The 20,881-nt window shown below is 71.3% G+C and carries 18 protein-coding genes and 1 riboswitch; of the genes, 10 read left to right on the top strand and 8 right to left on the bottom strand.

What is annotated here, in order from left to right; genetic code table 11:
- The first annotated feature begins 196 nt into the window (after positions 1-196).
- From ACIOD2_RS05335 to ACIOD2_RS05320, 4 genes are all read left to right on the top strand, one after another.
- Positions 197-775, top strand: a complete 579-nt coding sequence (locus tag ACIOD2_RS05335) for a MerR family transcriptional regulator (RefSeq protein WP_323328493.1) — start codon at positions 197-199, stop codon at positions 773-775.
- 42 nt (positions 776-817) lie between these two features.
- A riboswitch (glycine riboswitch) is annotated at positions 818-917 on the top strand.
- Between the two features lie 178 nt (positions 918-1,095).
- A complete protein-coding gene (gene gcvP, locus ACIOD2_RS05330) occupies positions 1,096-3,972 on the top strand; it encodes an aminomethyl-transferring glycine dehydrogenase (protein WP_400534662.1) in 2,877 nt (958 codons plus the stop codon).
- A gap of 151 nt (positions 3,973-4,123) precedes the next feature.
- Positions 4,124-5,071, top strand: a complete 948-nt coding sequence (locus ACIOD2_RS05325; protein ID WP_400534660.1) for an NAD-dependent epimerase/dehydratase family protein — start codon at positions 4,124-4,126, stop codon at positions 5,069-5,071.
- 8 nt (positions 5,072-5,079) lie between these two features.
- A complete protein-coding gene (locus ACIOD2_RS05320) occupies positions 5,080-7,248 on the top strand; it encodes a glycosyltransferase (protein WP_400534658.1) in 2,169 nt (722 codons plus the stop codon).
- Positions 7,249-7,313: 65 nt separating this feature from the next.
- Here the strand turns inward: ACIOD2_RS05320 and ACIOD2_RS05315 are convergent, their stop codons facing one another.
- The gene (locus ACIOD2_RS05315; RefSeq protein WP_400534656.1) at positions 7,314-7,811 is read right to left on the bottom strand and encodes a GtrA family protein; all 498 of its coding nucleotides are present in this window, start codon (positions 7,809-7,811) and stop codon (positions 7,314-7,316) included.
- 179 nt (positions 7,812-7,990) lie between these two features.
- Between ACIOD2_RS05315 and ACIOD2_RS05310 the strand changes: the two genes are divergently transcribed.
- The gene (locus tag ACIOD2_RS05310) at positions 7,991-9,145 is read left to right on the top strand and encodes an NAD-dependent epimerase/dehydratase family protein (protein ID WP_400534654.1); all 1,155 of its coding nucleotides are present in this window, start codon (positions 7,991-7,993) and stop codon (positions 9,143-9,145) included.
- A 51-nt stretch (positions 9,146-9,196) separates the two neighbouring features.
- Here the strand turns inward: ACIOD2_RS05310 and ACIOD2_RS05305 are convergent, their stop codons facing one another.
- Positions 9,197-9,556 carry a nuclear transport factor 2 family protein gene (locus ACIOD2_RS05305; protein WP_400534652.1) on the bottom strand — a complete coding sequence of 120 codons (360 nt, stop codon included), beginning with the start codon at positions 9,554-9,556 and terminating at the stop codon, positions 9,197-9,199.
- Between the two features lie 189 nt (positions 9,557-9,745).
- Between ACIOD2_RS05305 and ACIOD2_RS05300 the strand changes: the two genes are divergently transcribed.
- Positions 9,746-10,555: a helix-turn-helix domain-containing protein gene (locus ACIOD2_RS05300; protein ID WP_400534650.1), complete on the top strand. Its 810-nt coding sequence runs from the start codon at positions 9,746-9,748 to the stop codon at positions 10,553-10,555.
- Between the two features lie 48 nt (positions 10,556-10,603).
- Positions 10,604-11,392 (top strand): aldo/keto reductase, encoded by a 789-nt coding sequence (locus ACIOD2_RS05295; RefSeq protein ID WP_400534648.1) that lies wholly within the window; start codon positions 10,604-10,606, stop codon positions 11,390-11,392.
- A gap of 3 nt (positions 11,393-11,395) precedes the next feature.
- Here ACIOD2_RS05295 and ACIOD2_RS05290 read toward each other — a convergent pair whose 3' ends face one another.
- The 6 genes from ACIOD2_RS05290 to ACIOD2_RS05265 form a co-directional block, all read right to left on the bottom strand.
- Positions 11,396-13,447 (bottom strand): hypothetical protein, encoded by a 2,052-nt coding sequence (locus tag ACIOD2_RS05290; RefSeq protein ID WP_400534646.1) that lies wholly within the window; start codon positions 13,445-13,447, stop codon positions 11,396-11,398.
- 126 nt (positions 13,448-13,573) lie between these two features.
- Complete coding sequence (locus tag ACIOD2_RS05285; protein WP_400534644.1) at positions 13,574-14,455, bottom strand: 3-methyladenine DNA glycosylase; 882 nt, start codon at positions 14,453-14,455, stop codon at positions 13,574-13,576.
- A complete protein-coding gene (locus tag ACIOD2_RS05280) occupies positions 14,452-15,495 on the bottom strand; it encodes a hemolysin family protein (RefSeq protein ID WP_400534643.1) in 1,044 nt (347 codons plus the stop codon). The genes ACIOD2_RS05285 and ACIOD2_RS05280 overlap by 4 nt, the downstream gene beginning before the upstream one ends.
- The gene (locus ACIOD2_RS05275; protein ID WP_400534642.1) at positions 15,492-16,847 is read right to left on the bottom strand and encodes a hemolysin family protein; all 1,356 of its coding nucleotides are present in this window, start codon (positions 16,845-16,847) and stop codon (positions 15,492-15,494) included. The genes ACIOD2_RS05280 and ACIOD2_RS05275 overlap by 4 nt, the downstream gene beginning before the upstream one ends.
- A 225-nt stretch (positions 16,848-17,072) precedes the next feature.
- Positions 17,073-17,639, bottom strand: a complete 567-nt coding sequence (locus ACIOD2_RS05270; RefSeq protein ID WP_400534641.1) for a TIGR03086 family metal-binding protein — start codon at positions 17,637-17,639, stop codon at positions 17,073-17,075.
- Between the two features lie 23 nt (positions 17,640-17,662).
- Positions 17,663-18,247: a TetR/AcrR family transcriptional regulator gene (locus tag ACIOD2_RS05265; RefSeq protein ID WP_400534640.1), complete on the bottom strand. Its 585-nt coding sequence runs from the start codon at positions 18,245-18,247 to the stop codon at positions 17,663-17,665.
- Positions 18,248-18,433: 186 nt separating this feature from the next.
- On the opposite strand from ACIOD2_RS05265, the gene ACIOD2_RS05260 reads away from it, so the two are divergent.
- The 3 genes from ACIOD2_RS05260 to ACIOD2_RS05250 are packed head-to-tail and all read left to right on the top strand — an operon-like array spanning position 18,434 to position 20,868.
- Positions 18,434-18,829 carry a hypothetical protein gene (locus tag ACIOD2_RS05260; protein WP_400534639.1) on the top strand — a complete coding sequence of 132 codons (396 nt, stop codon included), beginning with the start codon at positions 18,434-18,436 and terminating at the stop codon, positions 18,827-18,829.
- An 11-nt stretch (positions 18,830-18,840) separates the two neighbouring features.
- Positions 18,841-19,479, top strand: coding sequence for a DUF3558 domain-containing protein (locus ACIOD2_RS05255; RefSeq protein ID WP_400534638.1), 639 nt, complete (start codon positions 18,841-18,843; stop codon positions 19,477-19,479).
- 3 nt (positions 19,480-19,482) lie between these two features.
- A complete protein-coding gene (locus ACIOD2_RS05250; protein ID WP_400534636.1) occupies positions 19,483-20,868 on the top strand; it encodes a WXG100 family type VII secretion target in 1,386 nt (461 codons plus the stop codon).
- Positions 20,869-20,881 lie beyond the last annotated feature (13 nt).

Genomic DNA, 20,881 nt, shown 5'->3' with positions numbered 1-20,881 from the left:
TCATCCGACCGTTGAGGCTTGCCGCGCGTCGCGTTGACCCGCCCTGTCTAGGCGCTTACCGTCGAAGAAGGTAAATCGCCACGATGTGATTCACGGTCTGGGGCCGGATCGTGGCGGTTGATCTCCGGTGGGTCCCGTTCTGGGTCCTGTCCGGCTGTCATTCGCCGGCCGCCTGGTCGGGCGAGGGGAGGCTTGCGTGGTCGAGGCTGGTTCAGAGAAGCAGCCTGTTCAGGTCGCGGCTGGTGAGCAGGGTGAACTGTTCCCCGACGACTCGCTGCCTGACGAGCTGGTCGGGTACCGCGGTCCGGCCGCGTGCCAGATCGCCGGGATCACCTATCGTCAGCTCGACTACTGGGCCCGGACGAAGCTGATCGCACCCAGCATTCGCACCGCGCACGGCTCCGGCTCCCAGCGGCTGTACTCGTTCAAGGACATCCTGGTCCTCAAGGTCGTCAAGCGGCTGCTGGACACCGGGGTCTCGCTGCAGAACATCCGGGTCGCGGTCGACCACCTGTCCGTCCGCGGGGTCCGTGACCTCGCGAAGGTCACGCTGTTCTCCGACGGCACCACGGTCTACGAATGCACCTCGCCCGAGGAGATCGTCGATCTGCTCCAGGGCGGCCAGGGTGTGTTCGGCATCGCGGTCAGCGGGGCGATGCAGGAGATCAGCGGCACCATCCACGAGTTCCCGGCCGAACGCGCCGACGGCGGCATCGTCGAGACGCACGAACCGGACGAGCTGACCCAGCGCCGCAACGCCCGCCGTACCGGGTGATCATCTCCGCGGCCGCCGGAGTAAGCTGATCCACGCAGTCGACGAAACCGCGCGGGAGAGTCCGGACCACAACCTCGAGTCCGGCGCCGAAGGAGCAAGTCCTCCCCGGAACCTCTCAGGCACCCTGGACCGCGCGGTCTAGACGCCTCTGGAAAGCGGGTCGTCAGGACACAGCCTGATGGCCCCGCCGACGGTGCAAGCCCGGCTCAACCTCGGGCGAAACTCTCAGGCGCCCAGCAATGGGTACGGACAGAGTGGGGAGGGTTCCTCGACAGCGTTTCGCGGATGCTGTCCAGGTCCGCCGTCCTCGGGAGGCCATCGTGCAGCCGTCACTCGCCTCCCTGGAACAGGGCACTCCCTTCGCCGACCGGCACATCGGGCCGGGTCCGGACGAACTCCGCCAGATCCTCGACGCCATCGGCGTCGCCTCTCTCGACGAACTCGCCGAGCGGGCCGTGCCCGAGTCGCTGCGCGCGTCCGCCGGGCCGCTGGAACTGCCGCCGCCGGCCACTGAAACCCAAGCGCTCGCCGAACTGCGGGAGCTGGCCGCGCGGAACCGGCCGATGGCCCAGATGATCGGCCTCGGGTACCACGACACCGTGACCCCGCCGGTGATCCGCCGGAACGTGCTCGAGAACCCGGCCTGGTACACCGCCTACACGCCGTACCAGCCGGAGATCTCGCAAGGACGGCTCGAGGCGCTGCTCAACTTCCAGACCATGGTCGCCGACCTGACCGGGCTGCCCGTCGCGAACGCGTCCCTGCTCGACGAAGCCACCGCGGCCGCCGAAGCCATGACGCTCGTCCGCCGCGCCGGGAAGTCGGCGTCGAACCGGTTCGTCGTCGACGAGGACACGCTGCCCCAGACCCTCGCCGTGCTCCGGACTCGCGCCGAGCCATTGGGCATCGAGCTGGTCGTCGAAGACCTGTCCCAGGGGCTGACCGGGCTCGGCCTCGGCGGCGACTTCTTCGGGATCCTGCTGTCCTACCCGGGTGCGTCGGGCGCCGTCCGCGAGTTCGACTTCACCATCGCCGACGCCAAGAAGCACGGCGCGGCCGTGATCGTCGCGGCGGATCCGCTCGCGTTGACGTTGCTGCGGCCGCCCGGGGAGCTGGGTGCCGACGTCGCGATCGGCTCGACACAACGGTTCGGCGTCCCGATGGGCTTCGGCGGGCCGCACGCGGCGTACCTGGCCGTCCGCCAAGGCCTGGAACGGCAGCTGCCCGGGCGGCTGGTCGGCGTCTCGAAGGACGCTGACGGCGCACGCGCGTACCGGCTGGCGCTGCAGACCCGCGAGCAGCACATCCGCCGTGAGAAGGCGACGTCGAATATCTGCACCGCCCAGGTCCTGCTGGCCGTGATGGCGTCGATGTACGCGGTGTACCACGGCCCCGACGGCCTGCGGGGGATCGCTTTGCGGGCCCACCGGATGGCGACCGTGCTCGCGGCCGGCCTCTGCGAGGGTGGCGTCGAGGTCGTGCACGGCGAGTTCTTCGACACGATCACCGCGGCGGTGCCCGGCCGCGCGGACGCGGTCGTCGCGGCGGCCCGTGACCTCGGCGTGAACCTGCGGCGGGTCGACGACGACCACGTCGGTGTCGCGTGCGACGAGACGACCACCCGCGAACGGCTCTCCTTGGTGTGGAAGGCGTTCAGCGTCTCGGTGTCCGATGTGGACGGCCTGGACGAGGACACGGCGGACGCGCTCCCGGCGCCGCTGCGGCGCACGAGCGGGTTTCTCACGCATCCGGTGTTTCACGCCCACCGCTCCGAGACCGCGTTGCTGCGCTACCTGCGTGAGCTGTCGGACAAGGACGTGGCGCTCGACCGCAGCATGATCCCGCTCGGCTCGTGCACGATGAAGCTCAACGCCACCGCGGAGATGGAGCCGGTCACCTGGCCCGAGTTCGCCGGGCTGCACCCGTTCGCCCCGGCCGAGGACGCGGCCGGGCTGCTGACGGTCGTCGCGGACCTGGGTGCCTGGCTGGCCCGGATCACCGGCTACGACGCGGTTTCCCTGCAGCCCAACGCCGGCAGCCAGGGCGAGTTCGCCGGGCTGCTGGCCATCCGCGCGTACCACCGCGCACGCGGCGAGGGCGAGCGGAACGTCTGCCTGATCCCGGCCAGCGCTCACGGCACCAACGCCGCCAGCGCCGTGATGGCGGGCATGCGCGTGGTCGTGGTCCGCTGCGACGACGGCGGCAACATCGACCTCGGGCACCTGAAGTCCACAGTGGACGAGCACCGCGCCGACCTCGCGGCCGTCATGATCACCTACCCGTCGACGCACGGGGTGTACGAGGACACCGTCGGCGAGGTCTGCGCGCTGGTGCACGACGCGGGCGGCCAGGTGTACGTCGACGGCGCCAACCTCAACGCCCTGATCGGCGTGGCCCAGTACGGCCGGTTCGGCGCCGACGTCTCGCACCTCAACCTGCACAAGACGTTCTGCATCCCGCACGGCGGTGGCGGGCCGGGTGTCGGCCCGATCGGCGTCCGCGCGCACCTCGCGCCGTTCCTGCCGAACCACCCGCTGCAGCCGGCCGCGGGCCCGGAGACCGGCGTCGGCCCGGTGAGCGCGGCGCCGTGGGGCAGCGCGTCGATCCTGCCGATCTCGTGGGCGTACGTCCGGATGATGGGCGCGTCCGGCCTTCGCCGGGCGACCTTGGCCGCGGTGGCGAACGCCAACTACGTCGCGCGCCGGCTCGCCGAGCACTACCCGGTGCTGTACGCGGGCCGTTCGGGCTTCGTGGCCCACGAATGCATCCTCGACCTGCGGCCGCTGACCAAGGAAACCGGTGTCACGGTCGACGACGTCGCGAAGCGGCTGGCGGACTACGGCCTGCACGCGCCCACGATGTCGTTCCCGGTGCCGGGCACGCTCATGGTGGAGCCGACCGAGAGCGAGGACCTCGCCGAGCTGGACCGCTTCTGCGCGGCGATGATCGCCATCCGCGGCGAAATCGGCCGCGTCGCGGCGGGGGAGTGGCCCCTGGCGGAATCACCCCTGCGGCACGCCCCGCACACCGCGCGCTGCGTCACCGGCGAGTGGGACCGGCCCTACAGCCGCGAGACGGCGGTGTTCCCGGCCGGCCCCGGCGGCGCGAAGATCTGGCCGCCGGTCCGCCGCATCGACGGCGCGGCCGGCGACCGGAACCTGGTCTGCTCGTGCCCGCCGCCGGAGGCGTTCGCCTAGGCGTTCCGGCCCCGTACTTCCGCAAGCCGTGAATGGCCCATTCACGGACTCAGAGTCCCTCGATGGGCCATTCACGGCTTTCCCGGATCGGTGGCGTGACCTGTGCGCGGGCCTGCGAAGGCCGCACAGGAACGGCGGGTAGGTTGACGCCATGGTGAGTGGTGGTGGTCCGGAACGGACGTCCGTGGTCGTGACGGGAGGCAGCGGCTTCATCGGCCGCGCCGTCGTGCGTGCCTTCCGCGAGCGGGGCGTCCCGGTCACCGTCGTCGACCGGGTGCCGTTCCCGGACGACCTGTCCGGCGTCCGCGTCGTCACCGGCGAACTCCGCGACGCCGCCGTCCGCGAAGAGGCCGTGACGCCGGAAACCGCGGCCATCGTGCACCTCGCCGCGCTGACTTCCGTGCTGCGCTCGGTCGAACTGCCGGAGCAGACCTTCGCCGACAACGTCCTCGTGACGCAGGAACTGCTGGAACTGGCCCGGCGCCTCGAAGTGCCGAGCTTCGTGCTCGCGTCGACCAACGCCGTGATCGGCAACGTCGGCGGCGCGACCATCACGCCGGACCTGCCGCCGCGGCCACTGACGCCCTACGGCGCCACCAAGGCGGCGTGCGAAATGCTGCTGTCGGGTTACGCGGGCGCGTACGGGATGACGACGTGTGCGTTGCGGTTCACCAACGTCTACGGCCCGGGAATGTCCCACAAGGACAGTTTCGTGCCGCGGATGATGCGCGCGGCGCTGACCGGCACCGGCGTCCGCGTCTACGGCGACGGGCAGCAGCGCCGCGACCTCGTGCACGTCGACGACGTCGTCCACGCGATCACCCTCGCCGTCGACAGCGGCTACTCCGGCACCGCGATCGTCGGGGCCGGGAAGTCGGTTTCGGTGCTGGAGATGGTCGAAGCCGTCCGCGAGGTGACCGGCGCGGAGCTGCCGGTGGAGCACGTCGAGGCGCCGGCGGGGGAGATGCCCGCGGTGGTCGTCGACGTCTCGGGGAGCGCGGAGACGATCGGCTACCGGCCGTCGACGTCGCTGACCGACGGGCTCGCGACGGCGTGGAAGTACTTCTCCGGTCTCGAGCGTCCGAACGCGACGGAGTGACCGCGGGCGTGTCCGGTTTCCTCCGCCGTCACTGGCTTCTGCTCCTCCTGCTGATCCCCGCGATCGTCCTGCGGGTGCTCACCTGGCTCGCCTACCGGCCGGCCCTGCTGTACATCGACTCCTTCCGCTACATCGACAACCTGCACGCGCTGCGCGCCGACCAGCTCGACCCGATCGGCTACGACCTGGTGCTGCGCCCGCTGCTGGCGGTCGGCGGCCTGGCGTGGGTCGCGGCGGCGCAGCACGCCGGCGGTCTGCTGATCGCGATCGGCGTCTACGCGCTCGTGCTGCGCCTCGGCGGCCGGCCGTGGGTCGGTGCGCTCGCCGCGGCCCCGGTGCTGCTCGACGCGTACCAGCTGCAGATCGAGCAGAACATCATGTCCGAGGTCGTCTTCGAGGCGGTGCTGCTCGGGCTGCTGTGGGTGCTGCTCGGCCGCGGTGCCCCCGGCTGGAAGCGCGCCGGGATCGCGGGGCTGCTCGTCGGGTTCGCCGTGCTGGTGCGGCTGATCGGGATCTCGCTGGCCCTGCCGCTGCTCGTGTACCTGGTCGTCGCCGGGGGCGCGTGGCGGCAGTGGGCCGGCTGGCGCCGAGCGGGTGTCGGGTTACTGGGGATCCTCGTCGTGGTCGTGCCCTACTCCGCGCGGGTGCACTCCGAGACCGGCAAGTGGGGCCTGACCGGGCCGTCGGGGAACATGCTCTACGGCCGCACCGCCGCCGTCGCCGACTGCGCGAACCTGCACCTGACACCCGAACTGCAGGTGTTCTGCCCGGCCGAACCGCGCGAGACGCGGCTCGTGGACAACTACACCCACGCCGACCTCGACCCGAACTGGCCCGGCCCGCTGCCGCCCGGCGCGGACAAGGCGGCGCTCGCGCACCAGTTCGCGATCGAGGTGCTCAAGGCCCAGCCCGGCGACGTCGCGGGCGCGGTGCTGGACGACTTCGCCAAGAGCTTCGCCTGGACCCGCGAGCAGGACCCGACCGACGTCCCGCTCGACCGCTGGCAGTTCCAGCTCACCTACCCGCAGTGGGCCGACCAGTCCCTGATCGACCTGGTGACGCTGCAGAACGATGGCGTCAAGGCGAGTGTCGACGAGCCGCTGGCCGTGTTCCTGCGCGACTACCAGCTGAACGGCGGCTACGTCCCGGGCGCGGTGCTCGGTTTCGGCGCGCTGCTGGGGCTGCTGACGGTCTTCCGGCGCAAACGGCCGTTGGACGCGGCGCGGGCGGGCGCACTGCTGGCGTCGACGAGCGGGCTCGTCCTGCTGTTCGCCTCGGCGGTGTTCCAGTTCTCGTGGCGCTACCAGATCCCGGCGCTCGTGCTGCTGCCCGTCGCGGGCGCGCTCGGCTTCACGACGCTCACCTCGGCCAGCCGGAAACGCCTGGGCGCCTTCCCCGACGACGTCGACACCGGCGCGCTCGACGACTTCCGCGGCCGCCACCCCGACCTGCGGATGTCGTCACTGGTCGTGGTCATCGCCGCCTACAACGAGGCCGGCGGCATCGGCGGGGTGCTTGAGAAGATGCCGGACGAGTGCCTCGGCCTGCCGGTGAACGTGCTGGTCGTGGTGGACGGCGGCACGGATGACACGGCTGCCATCGCCGAGGACCACGGCGCGTACGTCTGCGTCGCGCCGCGTAACCGCGGCCAGGGCGCGGCCCTGCGGCTGGGCTACCACCTCGCGGCCGAGTCGGGCGCCGAGTACATCGTGACCACCGACGCCGACGGCCAGTACGACAACAGCGAGCTGGAAGCCCTGGTCGGCCCGGTCGTCGACGGCACGGCGGACTTCGTCACGGGCTCCCGCCGGCTCGGCCACGAGGAGGCCGACAGCCGGGTTCGCTGGCTCGGTGTCCGGGTGTTCGCGGTGCTGGCGTCGGTGCTGACCCGGCGCCGGATCACGGACACGTCGTTCGGCTTCCGCGCGATGCGCGCCGACCTGGCCTGCTCGGTGCCGCTCAACGAGCCGCAGTACCAGTCGTCGGAACTGCTGCTCGGCATCACCGCGCGCGGCTCCCGGGTGGTCGAGCTGCCGATGAGCATGCGGCTGCGCAAGGCGGGCAAGAGCAAGAAGGGCGGCAGCGTCGTCTACGGCGCCAACTACGCGAGGGTCATGACGGGGACGTGGTGGCGGGGCTACGTCCTGCGCCGCGGCCGGCCGTCGCGCGGGGCATAACCGCTGGTCACGGTGCCGGACGCACGACTCGTGTGCTTGGTGCGGTGGCCTGACCAACCCGCCGGTTACGAGGCGGACGTGGTGGCCGGGACGCGCGCCGCGTCGCGGCCGAACACCAGCTTGTCGAGCAGCGCGAACTTCAGGACGAACACCAGCGCGTAGCTGGCCACGTACGTGCCGTCGACCAGGACGACCCACCACACGTGGGGCAGGTTCAGCGGCGTCAGCAGTGAGCCGGACAGCGTCGTCAGGCCGATCGACGCGAGCCCGCCGAGGCCGATGACCGCCAGGTAGGGCAGCAGTTCGCGGCGGACGCGGGGGCGCCCGGTGCGGCCCCACACCCAGCGGCGGGTGATCACGAAGTTCAGCACCGCGCCGGCCGCCCAGGCCAGGGTGCTGGCCAGCACCGCGGCCCCGCCGGTGGCGAGCACCGCCAGGAGCACGACCTGGCTGACGACCGTGGCGGCGACCGAGGTCGCCGCGGCGCGGCCCAGGCGGGCCCAACCCCGGCGGCGTGTCGGCTCCGCTGTGCGCCGGCGCACATCGCCGGTTACGGTCGTCATGCCCCCATCCTCCCCGCGGGTCGCGCGCGCCGCCGTCCGACCCCCCTATGCATAGGAGATTCACAGGTCATTGCCAGGTGCTCATCAGCACGTGATCGATAACGTCGGGTTCTTGCAAGCCTCTGCTACATGGTGGAATCAGCATGCTTGGCGCGTAAACGAGCAGGAAAGGCGGCACAATGCGAGTGCTGGTTCTCGGCGGTGACGGTTATCTGGGCTGGCCCACCGCGTTGCACTTATCGGACAAAGGCCACGAGGTGGCCGTTCTCGACAATATGGCCCGCCGGGGTTACGACGTCGAGCTCGGCGTCGAAAGCCTGGTCCCGATCGAGACGCTCCCGGACCGGATCGCCGCGTGGGAGGAGGTGTCCGGACGGCGCATCACCAGCTACGAAGGTGACCTGCTCGACGCGGACTTCCTCTTCGACGCGGTCCGCGACTTCGCGCCGGACGCCGTGGTCCACTACGCCGAGCAGCGGTCCGCGCCCTATTCGATGATCGACCGTGAACACGCGGTGTACACGCAGCACAACAATGTCGTCGGCAACCTGAACCTGCTGTTCGCGATCGCCGAAATCGACCCGTCGATCCACCTGGTCAAACTGGGCACGATGGGCGAATACGGCACGCCGAACATCGACATCGAAGAAGGCTGGCTCGACGTCGAGCACAAGGGCCGCAAGGACCGCGTGCTGTTCCCGAAACGGCCGGGTTCGTTCTACCACCTGACGAAGGTGCACGACTCGCACAACATCGAGTTCACGTGCCGCGCCTGGGGGCTGCGGGCCACGGACCTCAACCAGGGCGTCGTCTACGGGCAGCAGACGCCGCAGACCGCGCTGGACCCGCGCCTGGCCACCCGCTTCGACTACGACGCGGTGTTCGGCACGGTGCTCAACCGGTTCGTCATCCAGGCGGTGCTGGGGCAGCCGCTGACGGTGTACGGCAAGGGCGCCCAGACCCGCGGCCTGATCGACATCCGCGACACCGTGGAGTGCATCCGGCTCGCCGTGGAGAACCCCGCCGACGCGGGGGAGTTCCGCGTCTTCAACCAGATGACCGAGAGTTTGTCGGTCGCCGCGATCGCCGACCTCGTGGCCGAGCGGTTCCCCGGCCCGGTGCAGATCGAGCAGCTGGAGAACCCGCGCAGCGAGGCCCCGGAGCACTACTACAACGTGCAGCACACCGGGCTGGTCGGCCTCGGCCTGGACCCGCACCTGCTGTCGGACACGCTCATCGAGTCGATGTTCGACATCGTCGGGGCCAACAAGCACCGGGTGAACATGGACAAGCTGCGCCCGACCGTCCGCTGGCGGGGCGCGCTCAAGAGCTGAGCGGGTTCAGGGCGGGCTCCTCCTCACGGGGGAGCCCGCCCTTTCGCGCGTTCAGCCGGGCAGCTTGTCGAGGAAACCGTGCACCTTCGCGATCCGGCCGTCTTCCAGCTCGACGACGTCGAAGCCGATCGCGACCGGCTCGGCGCCGGGCGTGCCGAGGTGCCACTGGAACCGGGCGAGGTCGTGGTGGGCGTCGGGCTCGGCGGGCAGGCTGAAGGTGAGCCCGCCGAACTGCGCCTGCGCCCCGGCCACGAACTGGTCGATCCCGTCGTGGCCGGCGACCGACCCGAGCGGGTCGGTGTACCCGGCACCCTCGGTGAAGACGTCGGCGACGAGCGCCCGCCGCTTCTCGGCGTCGGTCTCGTTCCAGACGGCGATGTACTGCTCCACAATGGTCCGGACGTCGCTCATGGGTTGCTCCTTCGGTTGGGGGACAACGGGTTGTCGCCGTCCCTCGCTGAGAGCAACTCTGGCGCCGCGGCGGCGGCGCGTCGATTACGCGTGAGGTAAAACCGCGGCGGACGGGCCGCGTTCGAAGAAGTCGAGCCATTACCCCCGAAGTAATGGCAGTGCCCCCGTGATCGTCGTAGCGTCGCTCCCGTGACGACTTCGGTGCGGGCGGCCGCGCGGCAGCGGCCGGTGGGTGAGCTCCTGCGGGAATGGCGCGACCGGCGCCGGATCAGCCAGCTCGACCTGGCGATCTCCGCCGACATCTCCACCCGCCACCTCAGTTTCGTGGAGACCGGCCGGTCCCGGCCGAGCCGGGACATGGTGCTGCGCCTCGGCGAGCACCTCGACGTCCCGCTGCGGGACCGGAACCGGCTGCTGCTCGCCGCCGGGTACGCGCCCGCCTACACCGAGAGCGCGCTGGGGGATCCCGAGATGTCCGCCGTCCGCCAGGCCGTGCGGCAGCTGCTCACCGGGCACGAGCCGTACCCGGCCGCCGTCGTCGACCGGAACTGGAACCTCGTCGACGCCAACGCCGCCACCGGGCTGTTCGTCGCCGGCCTGGCGCCCGAGCTGACCACCAACGTGCTCCGCGCGACCCTGCACCCCGACGGCATGGCGCCGCACATCCTCAACCTGGGGGAGTGGCGCGCCCACCTGCTGGGCCGGCTGCGCCGTCAGGTCGGCCAGACCGCCGACTCCGGCCTCGCCGAACTGCTGGCCGAGCTGCGCGCCTACCCGTGCGACCAGCCGGTGCCCGAGGTGGAGGTCCCCGGACCGGGTGACATCTTCGTGCCGCTGAAGTTCCGCCACGAGGGCACCGACCTGACGTTCTTCAGCACGGTTTCGACGTTCGGCACACCACTCGACGTCACCGTGGCGGAGCTGGTCATCGAGTCGTTCTTCCCGGCCGACCCGGCGACCGCCGCGTACCTGCGCGAGCGGGCCGCCCTGGTGGAATGATGGGCTCCGGTAGCCCCGCGCAGCATCCGAAGTGAGGATCACCGGTTGATGGCCGTTCCGCCTTCGCTAGCCCTGTCCGACGGAGTCCGCATCCCCCAGCTGCTGTTCGGCGTCGGCGGCCTGACCGCCAGTGAGACCGGCCGCGCCGTCCGCATCGCCCTCGACACCGGCTACCGCGGCATCGACACGTCGCCGGGCACCGAGGAGGCGCTGGGCGCGGTCCTCGCCGCGTCGGACGTCCCGCGCGACGAGGTCTTCGTCAGCGTCAAGATGCCCGTCCAGGGCTACGACGCCACCCGCCGCGCGGCCGACCAGGTGCTGGCCGGCCTGCAGGCCGAACGGGTCGACCTGGTCCTGGTGGACGGCACCAACGGCGCGTTCACCGACACCTGGCGCGCCCTGTCCCGGATGCGGGGCGACGGCCGCGCCCGCGCGATCGGCGTGGCCGGGTTCAGCGCGGCCGAGCTGCGCCGCCTGATCGACTCCACCAGCACCGTCCCGGCCCTCAACCTGGTCGAGCTGCACCCGTGGCTGCAGCAGGTCCCGCTGCGGGAGTTCCACGACGAGCACGGCATCGTGACCGGCGCTTCGAGCCCGGCCGCGAACAGCGCGCTCCTGTCCGACGAGACGGTCACCGCGCTGGCGGCCAAGTACGGCAAGACCCCGGCCCAGATCGTGCTGCGGTGGCACCTGCAGGGCGGCACGGTCGCGGTGGCGGCGTCGGCCACCACGACCCGGACCCGCGAGAACTTCGGCGTGTTCGACTTCGAGCTGGCCGACGACGACCTGGCCGTGCTGACCGAGCTCGACAACGGCACGCGGGTCGGCCCGGCCTGAGCCTCAGGCGGCCTTGATCCCGGCGGCGGTGAAGTCGGCCTGCTGGGCCGGCTGCTCCAGGTACTCGCGGAAGGTCTGGGCGGCGCGCAGCACGGTGTCGTCGATGCCCGGCCCGGTCAGCCCGATGAACGGGTAGTCGGCCGACCGCGCGGTGGCGACCGACTGGGCGGGCGAGCCGATCAGCTCGGGCTTCTTGGTGGTGAGCTCGCTGACCCAGTACGTCGACTCGGGCAGCCACGCGGCGGGAAGCCCGCCGATCGCGTTGATGTTGGCCCGGCCGACCAGCGCGTCGAGCACCTGCGCCGAGGGCTTGGCCTCGATGGTCACGTGCACGCACTGGCCGTGCACGACGGTCGCCGCCTGGTTCCAGCGGTTCGCCGCGGCGTCCAGGGGCTTCTGCACGCTCGGGGTGACGATCACGCGCATCTGCGAGGTGCCGCCGGAGCAGCTGGCGGCCTGCGCCTCGGCGCGGCTGTTGAGCTCGCTGTCGGCCCAGTTCCAGCCGACGATGCCGAGCCCGATGAGCGCGGCGAGCACGACACAGGCGATCGGCCAGCCGGCGATCTTGCGGCGCGGGGCCTTCTTGCCGACGATGCGGTGGGAGCCGGTCGCCTCGCCCTTGCCGAGGGTCCGGTGGGAGCCGGTCTCTTCGCTCTTGACCGCGACCCGGTGGGAGCCGGTGTCCTCGGTCTTGCCGGCCACGCGGTGGGAGCCGGTGTCGTCGCCGCGGCCGGTCGCGCGCAGGACGGTGGTCTCTTCGAGGTCGCTGACGGCGCGCTGGGAGTCTTCGCCGCGGCGGTGGGGCCCGGTGCCTTCGCCACGCCCGGGGGCCCGGCGCGAGCCGGGGGTGTCCTTCCGGCCGGCCCGGCGGGAGCCTTCGCTCTTGCCGGACGCGGGGAAGGCCCCGGTGGAACCGCCCCGGCCCGGGGTGCGGAACGAGCCGGTGGATTCGCCGCCGTCCGGGGATTCCCCGCGCGCGGGGGCCCGGAAGGTGCCGGTGGACTTGCCGCGGGCGGGAGTCTCGGGGGAACCGCCGGACTCGCCTGGGGCGGGGGTGGTGTTGGACTTGCCTCGGGTGAGGGCGCGGAAAGTGCCGCTGGCTTCGCCTCGCCCGGGAGTCCCCTTGCTTCGAGCGCCGGTGTCGAACGAGCCGGTGGATTCGCCGCGGGCCGGGGTGCCGGGCTTGCCTCGGGTGGCGGCGCGGAAGGTGCCGCTGGCTTCGCCGTGTCCGGTGGTGCGGGAGGAGTCGGTGGATTCGCCGCGGGCGGGGGTGCCGGGCTTGCCTCGCGTGGCGGCGCGGAAAGTGCCGCTGGCTTCGCCGTGTCCGGTGGTGCGGGAGGATTCGGTGGATTCGCCGCGGGCCGGGGTGCCGGGCTTGCCTCGGGTGGCGGCGCGGAAGGTGCCGCTGGCTTCGCCGTGAGCGGCAGTGCGGGAGGATTCCGTGGATTCGCCTCGGGTCGGGGCACTGGGCGACTCGGCGGCCTTGCCTCGGGTGGCGGCGCGGAACGTGCCGCTCGCTTCTCCGCGGGCCGGAGTGCCGGAGGTGCCACGAGCCGGAGCGCCGGGGGACTCGGCTCGCGTGGCGGCGCGGAAGGTTCCGCTGGCTTCGCCACGGCGGGAAGTCCGGTGTGGACCGGTGCCCTCGGCCTGACCGAAGGCCTGGAACGCCCCGCTCGCGTCGCCGCGGCCGGGGGCGTGCGGGTCGGAGATGCGGGGGCCGGTGACTTCGGGCTGGCCGAACGCCTCGAAGGCGCCACTGGTTTCACCGCGGCCTTCAGCGCGGCCCGGAGTCCGGTGTGGACCGGTGGCTTCACCCTGGCCGAAGGCCTGGAAAGAACCGCTCACGTCACTACGGCGGCGGGCCTCTTCGCCGGGGCCGAAAGCCTGGAAGTCACCGTTCGGCTCACTCGGGCGGGCGGGCTGATGGGATCCGGTGGACTCGCCCGGGCGCGGGCGCCGCGGGGTGGCGGGCCTGCCCTCGCCGGGGACGCGCTGCGCCCCGGTGCGGTCCACGGGGTGCGGCACCGGCTCGTCCTCCCGGGCGTGTCGCCCCATCGTCGTCCTTTCGAGGGTGAGCGCATGTCAAGCACGCGCAGCTATGCAATGAAACCGTTATCACCCTAACAGGTGATCAGCGGCCCCGGAATAATCTGACTCACAGTCGTGTTGCCTGTGCTCTCCTCACTCGGCTGGGCTGACCAGGCGATGGCAATGCGCGATCAGCCGAGCACGCAACGGCGTCGCCCGGCGGGCGAAACCGGCCTGCGCACGGGCGTATTCGGCCCGGCCCTCCGGAGTCTCGATCCGCACCGGCGGGTAGCCGAGGTCCGCCAGGTCGTACGGGCTCGCCCGCATGTCCAGTTCACGAATCTCGGCGGCGAGCTCGAAACAGTCGGCGACGAGCTCCGCCGGCACATATGGATCGAGCTTGTAAGCCCATTTGAACAGGTCCATGTTCGCGTGCAGGCACCCCGGCTGCTCGAGGGTGACCTGGGTCGCCCGCGTCGGCTCCAGCGCGTTGCGCGGCCGCGCGGGCGGGGTGAAGAACCGGAACGCGTCGAAGTGCCCGCACCTGATCTCCAGCGACTCGACCACCGCGTCGGTGCCCGTGGACCCGAGGCGCAGCGGAACCTGGTCGTGGCGCACCGAATCCGCGGGCTCGCGGTAGACCATCGCCCACTCGTGCAGCCCGAAACAGCTCAGCCGGGGCGCGCGCGACGCCGTCGCGCTCAGCAGGCCGAGCACGAACTCGGCCGTCTTCGCCTTGCGCTCGGTGAAGCCCGCCGGATCGAGGACGACGCCGTCGGCCGTCTCGAGATAGCCCTTCCGGTCCAGGAAACGCCGGGCCGCCGGACCGGCGAGCGCGACGCCGGGCCCGGGCTGCCAGCGTTCGAGGTGACCCGGCCGGTGCGAGTAGTAGGTGAACAGGAAGTCCAGCACCGGGTGCTTCTCGCCCCGGGACTGGCGCTCCTGGTGCGGGACCGTCCACCGGCGCATCCGGCCGGCGTGCGCCGCCTCCCGGGCCAGCCAGTCCGGTTCGGTGAGCACGTCGAGCGCGGTCATGCGCCCACGTGGGTGCCGTCGCGCACGGTGCCCACGTACTCCTCGACGAGGTCCTCGAGCGCGACGACGCCCACGGCGTTGCCGGTGAGGTCGAGGGCCCGCGCCAGGTGGCTGCCCTCCTTGCGCATCGCCGAAAGCGCCACGTCCAGCCGGGCGTCGGCCCGCAGCTCGGTCAGCGCCCGCGTCTTGGAGGCGGGCACGATCGTCGCCGGGTCCTCGCCGGCCAGGTCGAGGACGTCCTTCACGTGGATGTAGCCGGTCAGCCGCCCGTCGTCGGTGCACACCGGGAACCGCGAGAAGCCGGTGGAGGAGACCGCCCGCTCCACGTCGCCGAGCGTCGGCCCGCACGGCAGGGTCGTGAGATCCGCCGTCGGCACCAGCACGTCGGACACCGTCTTCTGCACCGAGGACAGCGTCTGCGTGAGCCGCCGGTGCTCGGACTGGTCGATCAGGCCTTCGCGGCGCGATTCGCTGAGCAGCTCGGCCAGCTCGTCGGAGGTGTAGGCCGTCTCCAGCTCGTCCTTCGGCTCGACCTTCACCGCGCGCAGCAGCGAGTTCGCGACGAAGTTCAGCAGCCAGATGAACGGGTTCGCGATCTTCACCCAGCCGACGTGCACCGGCACCAGCCACAGCGCGAGCTTCTCCGGCTCGGCGATCGCGAGGTTCTTCGGGACCATCTCGCCGATCAGCACGTGCAGCACGGTGATGAAGGCCAGTGCGATCGCGAACGAGATCGGGTGCAGCAGCCCTTCGGGCAGCCCGAGCAGGTCGAAGAACGCCGAGAGCCGGTGCGCGACAGCGGGTTCGCCGAGCCGCCCGAGCAGCAGCGAGCAGATGGTGATGCCCAGCTGCGCGCCCGCGAGCATCAGCGAGACGTGCTTGCTCGCGTTGATCACGATCTTCGCGCGGGTCTTGCCCTGCTCCAGCAGCGCTTCCAGCCTGTCGCGCCGGGACGAGATGAGCGTGAACTCCGCGCCCACGAAGAAGGCGTTGAGCAGCAGCAGGAGCACCACGAGGGCGATGTTCAGCCAGTCGCTCACGAGGCCACCTCCTGTTCCGCCGGCCGGTCCGCCGGTTCCTCGGTGCGGACCGGGGCCACCTCGACCTCGGCGACCCGGCGCTTGTCCATCGTGGTGACGGTGAGCCGCCAGCCGTCGACCTCGGCGGCGTCCCCCTCGGCGGGGATCTTGCCCAGCCGTTCGAGGATCAGGCCGGCGATGGTCTCGTAGTCGCCGTCCGGCATCCGGAACCCGGTGACGTCGGTGACCTCGTCCGGGCGCAGCTGCCCGGACACCAGCCAGCTGTCGGTGCCGACCTGCTGCGACGCCGGAGCTTCGCGGTCGTCGTGCTCGTCGCGGACGTCGCCGATGATCTCCTCGACCACGTCCTCCAGCGTCACCAGCCCGGCGGTGCCGCCGTACTCGTCGACGACGATCGCCAGCTGGAACCGCGAATCGCGCAGCCGGTTGAGGAGGTCGTCGCCGGGCAGGGACTCGGGCACGGTCGGCACCGGCCGCATGACCGACCCGATCGGGACCTTCGCGCGGTCGGCGGCGGGCACGGCGAAGGCCTGCTTCACGTGCACCGCGCCGCGGACGTCGTCGAGGTCCTCGGCGTGCACCGGGAACCGCGAGAACCCGGTGCGGTTCGAGATGGCGATGAGGTCCTCGATGGTGTCGTCGACCTCGAGCGCCTCGAGCTGCACGCGCGGGGTCATCAGCTCCTCCGCGGTGCGCTCGCCGAACCGCAGCGAGCGGTCCAGCAGCTCCGCGGTGGACGTGTCGAGCGTGCCGCTCTCGGCGCTGGACCGCACGATCGAGCCCAGTTCCTGCGGCGACCGCGCCGACCGCAGTTCTTCCTGCGGTTCGACGCCGAACTTGCGCACCAGGAAGTTCGCGCTGTTGTTCATCAGCGTGATGAGCCAGCGGAACAGCAGGGAGAAGCGCGAGTGGTAGCCGGTGACCGCGCGGGCGGTCGGCAGCGGCCGGGCGATCGCGAGGTTCTTCGGCACCATCTCGCCGAGGATCATCGACAGCGAGGTGGCGATGACCAGGGCGAGCACGATCGACGCGCCGGCGGCGAACGCCGTCGGCAGGCCGATCCCGGTCAGCACCGGCCGGACGAGCTCGCCGATCAGCGGCTCGGCCAGGTAACCGGTGATGAGGGTGGTCAGCGTGATCGCGACCTGGGCGCCGGAGAGCTGGAACGAGAGCGTCCGGTGGGCTTTCTGGACGGTCAGGGAACGGCGGTCGCCGACCTGGCGCACGTTGGCGTCCACCGTGCTGCGTTCCAGCGCGGTCAGGGAGAACTCGGCCGCGACGGCGAGTCCGGTGCCGACCGTGAGCAGCACGAAGACGAGGACGCCGAGCACGGCGAAGAGGATTTGCATCATTCCGCACCCGCCGTGGTGGCGGTGGGCGAACCTATCGGACAGCCGGGTCGGTCACCCGGCCCGGTACTGTCACCGGGTGACTGCGCTGCGCGCACGAAACGGTCACTCCTAGCGGGAAATCGGCGTGTACTGCGGATATGCGGACAATCCTAACGTGTCCCCGCGCGCGGGGTGCCGGATATCGGTGTGTCGGCGCGCTCACCTCGCCGGGCGATGCCGGGTGTTTCAGCGCGGACGGCGCCCGAGCAGGGCGACGAGGCGGGCCGTGGGCCCGGCCGCGCGGCCCACCGCGACCGGCGGGTCGAACAGGCCGAGGCCCTGCCAGTCGTCCACCCACGGGCGCACGACGTCGATCAGCCGTTCGGCCAGCGGCTCGGTGACGGGGCTCGGCAGGCTGAGCGCGGTCGCGAGGTCCCAGCTGTGCACGGCGGCGTCGACGGTCATCTGCCAGCCGTACTCGCGAGCGGGGACCAGGCCGTAGGAAAGGTGCACGGCGCGTTCGAGCACACCGTCGTCGAGGAAGGCTTCCCGCGCGGCTTCGGCGGCCGTGTCCCAGGCCTCGGCCGGGTCGTCGCCGAGGACGTCGCCGTCGAACCGGTCGCCGACGTCGTCGAGGGTGGCGCCGGCGAGCAGCGAAGGCGCCCAGAGTTGCTCGGCGACGAGGTGGTTCACGAGGTCGCGGACGGTCCACTTCGTACACGGCGTCCGGTGGCCCCAGTCGCCGGCCCCGGCGGCGTGCACCGCGTCGCCGAACGCCCGGATGGCCTGGCCGTGCGCCTCGAGGAGATCCACGCGGGCCATTGGAACACGGCGGCTCAGGCGGTGCCGGGCCGGTGCCGCCGCACGGTCTCCTCGACGAGGTCGAGCACCGGGCCGAGGCCGGCGCCTGGCAGGCCCATCGCCAGGTGCGAGACGAGTCCTTCGAGGACCAGTTCGAGAAACGCGGTGAGGACGTCGACGTCGACGTCGTCACGCAGGTTCCCGGCCTCCCGCTGCCGCAGCAGCCGCAGCCGGGTCGCGGTGGTCAGCTGCTCGGAGCGCTCGGCCCAGCGGGCGCGGAACTCCGGGTCGGTGCGCAGCCGCCGCGAGACCTCGAGGCGGGTGCCGAGCCAGTCGGCGGGGTGCTCGCCTTCGCCGGCCAGCAGGTCACGCATGACCTGGACCAGGCCCTGCTCGGCGACGACGTCGGCCATCCGGATGGCGTCGTCCTCGGCGAGGGCGAGGAAGAGCGATTCCTTGTCGCGGAAGTGGTGGAAGATGGCGCCGCGGGAGAGTCCGGTGGCTTCCTCGAGCCGGCGAACTGTGGCACCTTCGTAGCCGTAGCGCGCGAAGCACACCCGCGAGCCGTCGAGGATCTGGCGCCGTCTTGCGTCGAGGTGATCCTGGCTTACGCGTGGCATCCTCGAATCCTGGCATCGCGGACCGGGATCTCGCAATCCGTACGTACGTCTTGTGACCCGGAGTCGCCGGGAACCGCCCGGAAGTCCCCATCGTCTGAAGCTTGCGCCGATTCGCTGACACGGAGTGAGACGGTTGGCTAGTCTTTGCACCATCACGGTGGGTGAACTGAGGGGAAGGGGCGGGTCGTGATCATCGGCGAAGCCGGACAGGCGGCGCAAGCGCTCTGGGGCGATGCGTTGACGAGCTCGGCGCCGGTCTACGGCGGCGGGGGCCAGGGCGGCCAGTTCCAGATGGATCCCGAGGAGCTCAACGCCGTGATCGGCCAGTGGGAGGACGTCCTCGACAAGATCGTCGACGACGGCACCAAGATCCGGCAGCTCGCCGTCGCGAGCGGGATGGCGCCCGGCAACGACCCGGCCAGCGGAAGCTTCGCCTCCACCAGTACCGACTCGATCATCGCCTTGTACAGCCAGAACACGTCCATGCAGAAGTACGCGCAGGACTACATCAAGAAGCTCAAGGAAGCGCAGTCGAAGACCGTGGTCACCGACCAGGACCTGTCCGACACCTTCAAGGCATAGGCGAGCTGAACTTGTTCCGAAGCAAATTGGGTGTCCTGGCACTCCTGCTGACCGTTTCGGCGGGGCTCGCGACCGCGTGCACGACGACGACCGGTGGTACGGCTTCGCCGTCGACGGCGGGATCGTCGGCGACCGACGCGCCGTCGGCGGATCCGGATGTGCCGAAGGTCGCCGTTCCCCTGGACCCGGGCAAGTACGTCTCCGACACCTGCGCGATCGTCCCGCCGGACGTACTCACCCCGCTGCGCTACACCGACCCGGGTGTGTACCAGGCGAAGGGCGACACGGCCTTCACCGAGGCCGGGCCGTCTTGCTCGTGGAAGCTGCGTGGTGAGGGCATCGGCCTGTCCGTGACACTCGCGACGGGAAACCGCGACCGGGGTGCGGGTGGCCTGGCGGGGCTTTATCGCGGCTACGAGAACAAGACCTTGATCCGGTTCCTCGAGCGCGCCCCGGACGTCGAGGGCTACCCGGCTGTCTACTACGACATCGCGGACGCAAGGTCGACGGGGAACTGCGGCCTCGGTGTCGGCATCGCCGACGATCTCACATTCGACGTGTACGCCCAGGGCTACCAGGGACCGGACGACTCCTGCGGGGCGGCCAACCAGGTGGCGGCGAGCATCATGAAGACACTCAAGGGGGCTTGACGGGTGGACGGCAAGCAGATCTTCGACAACTTCAGACAGGGTGACACCCGAGGGCTCCAGCAGATGGCGGACACGGTCCAGGAGCTGTCCGACGCCTACATGGAGCACGGGGCGAGCATCAAAGCGCTGCAGGAGCGCATGGTGAGCTCCTGGAGCGGTACCGCGGCGGAGGCCGCGAGTGCGGGTGCGGGGCCCATGGAACAGGCCTTTCGTGACAGTTCGGAGCCATTGGATGCGACCACGGCTTCGGTCAAGACCCAAGCTGCGGTGTTCGAAGATTCGAGCAACGCCGTCGTCGTCGTGCCGCCAAAGCCTGACAAGCCCAGCGCCTGGAGCGTCGGCCTGAAGGCCGCCATCCCGATCGCCGGGCCGTTCATGGCCAAGGACGACATCGACAACTACCAAGAAGGCATGACGAAGTACAACGCGGCGAACGAGACCAACGTCCGCGTGATGGACCAGTACAGCAGCGCCACCGACAGCACCCGGTCCGCCCTGCCGACGGAATACGGTGTCCTCGAGTCCGACGGCGCCGCGATCTCCGTCAAAACCCCGGCGGGACCGCCGCCGGTCGGGCCGCCGCCGCCCACGCCGCCCGCGCACGTGGAGCACTTCAACAACACCACCGAGAACAACAACGACCACACCTCGACCTCCAGCGTCGACACCACGCAGACCGGCGGGAAAGACCAGCCCGGTGGCACGGACCGGCCCGGTGGCACCGATCGGCCAGGCGGGACGGACCGCCCCGGCGGGACCGATCGGCCGGGCGGCACGGACCGGCCCGTCGGGATCGGCGAGGACACGACCCGGCCGACCGGCTCGACGACCCTGCCCACCGGCACCAAGCCCGGCCAGACGACCGGATCCGACCGGCCCGGCAAGACGCCGCCCGGAACCGGGGGCGTCGACTTCTACCCGACCGGTACCGGCGGGGGCGGCGGTGGCCAGAACTACTCCAACACCTTCGGCGAACCCGGCGGCACAGGTACGGGCACCGGCACCGGTCCCGGCGGGCGTGGTCCGTCCAGTGGCAGTGCCGGTGGACGGCTTCTCGACTCCAGCGGCCGGCCGATCGGCGGAACCGGCTCCGGCAGCGGTGCCGGCGGCACGGGCAGTGGATCCGGCGCCGCGGGGGAGCGTGGGCTCGGCAGCGGGCGCGGCTCCGGCATGGGCAGTCTCGGGAACGCGGCCGCCGCGGAGGCCGCGGCCGCTCGGTCGGCCGGCGGGCGCGCCGGGCAGGCGGGCGGCCCGATGGGTGCCGGCGGGCGGCGCGGCGAGGGTGAGGAAGATGATGAACACCAGCGGCCGGACTACCTGATCGAGGCGGACCCGGACGCCATCTTCGGCACCGACCAGCGGACCAGTCCGCCGGTCATCGGCGAGTAGAGCGAATAGGCGG

Origin of the sequence: Amycolatopsis sp. NPDC088138, assembly GCF_044741685.1 — a bacterium.
GTDB lineage: Bacteria > Actinomycetota > Actinomycetes > Mycobacteriales > Pseudonocardiaceae > Amycolatopsis.
This window is presented reverse-complemented; position numbering and strand designations above follow the sequence as displayed.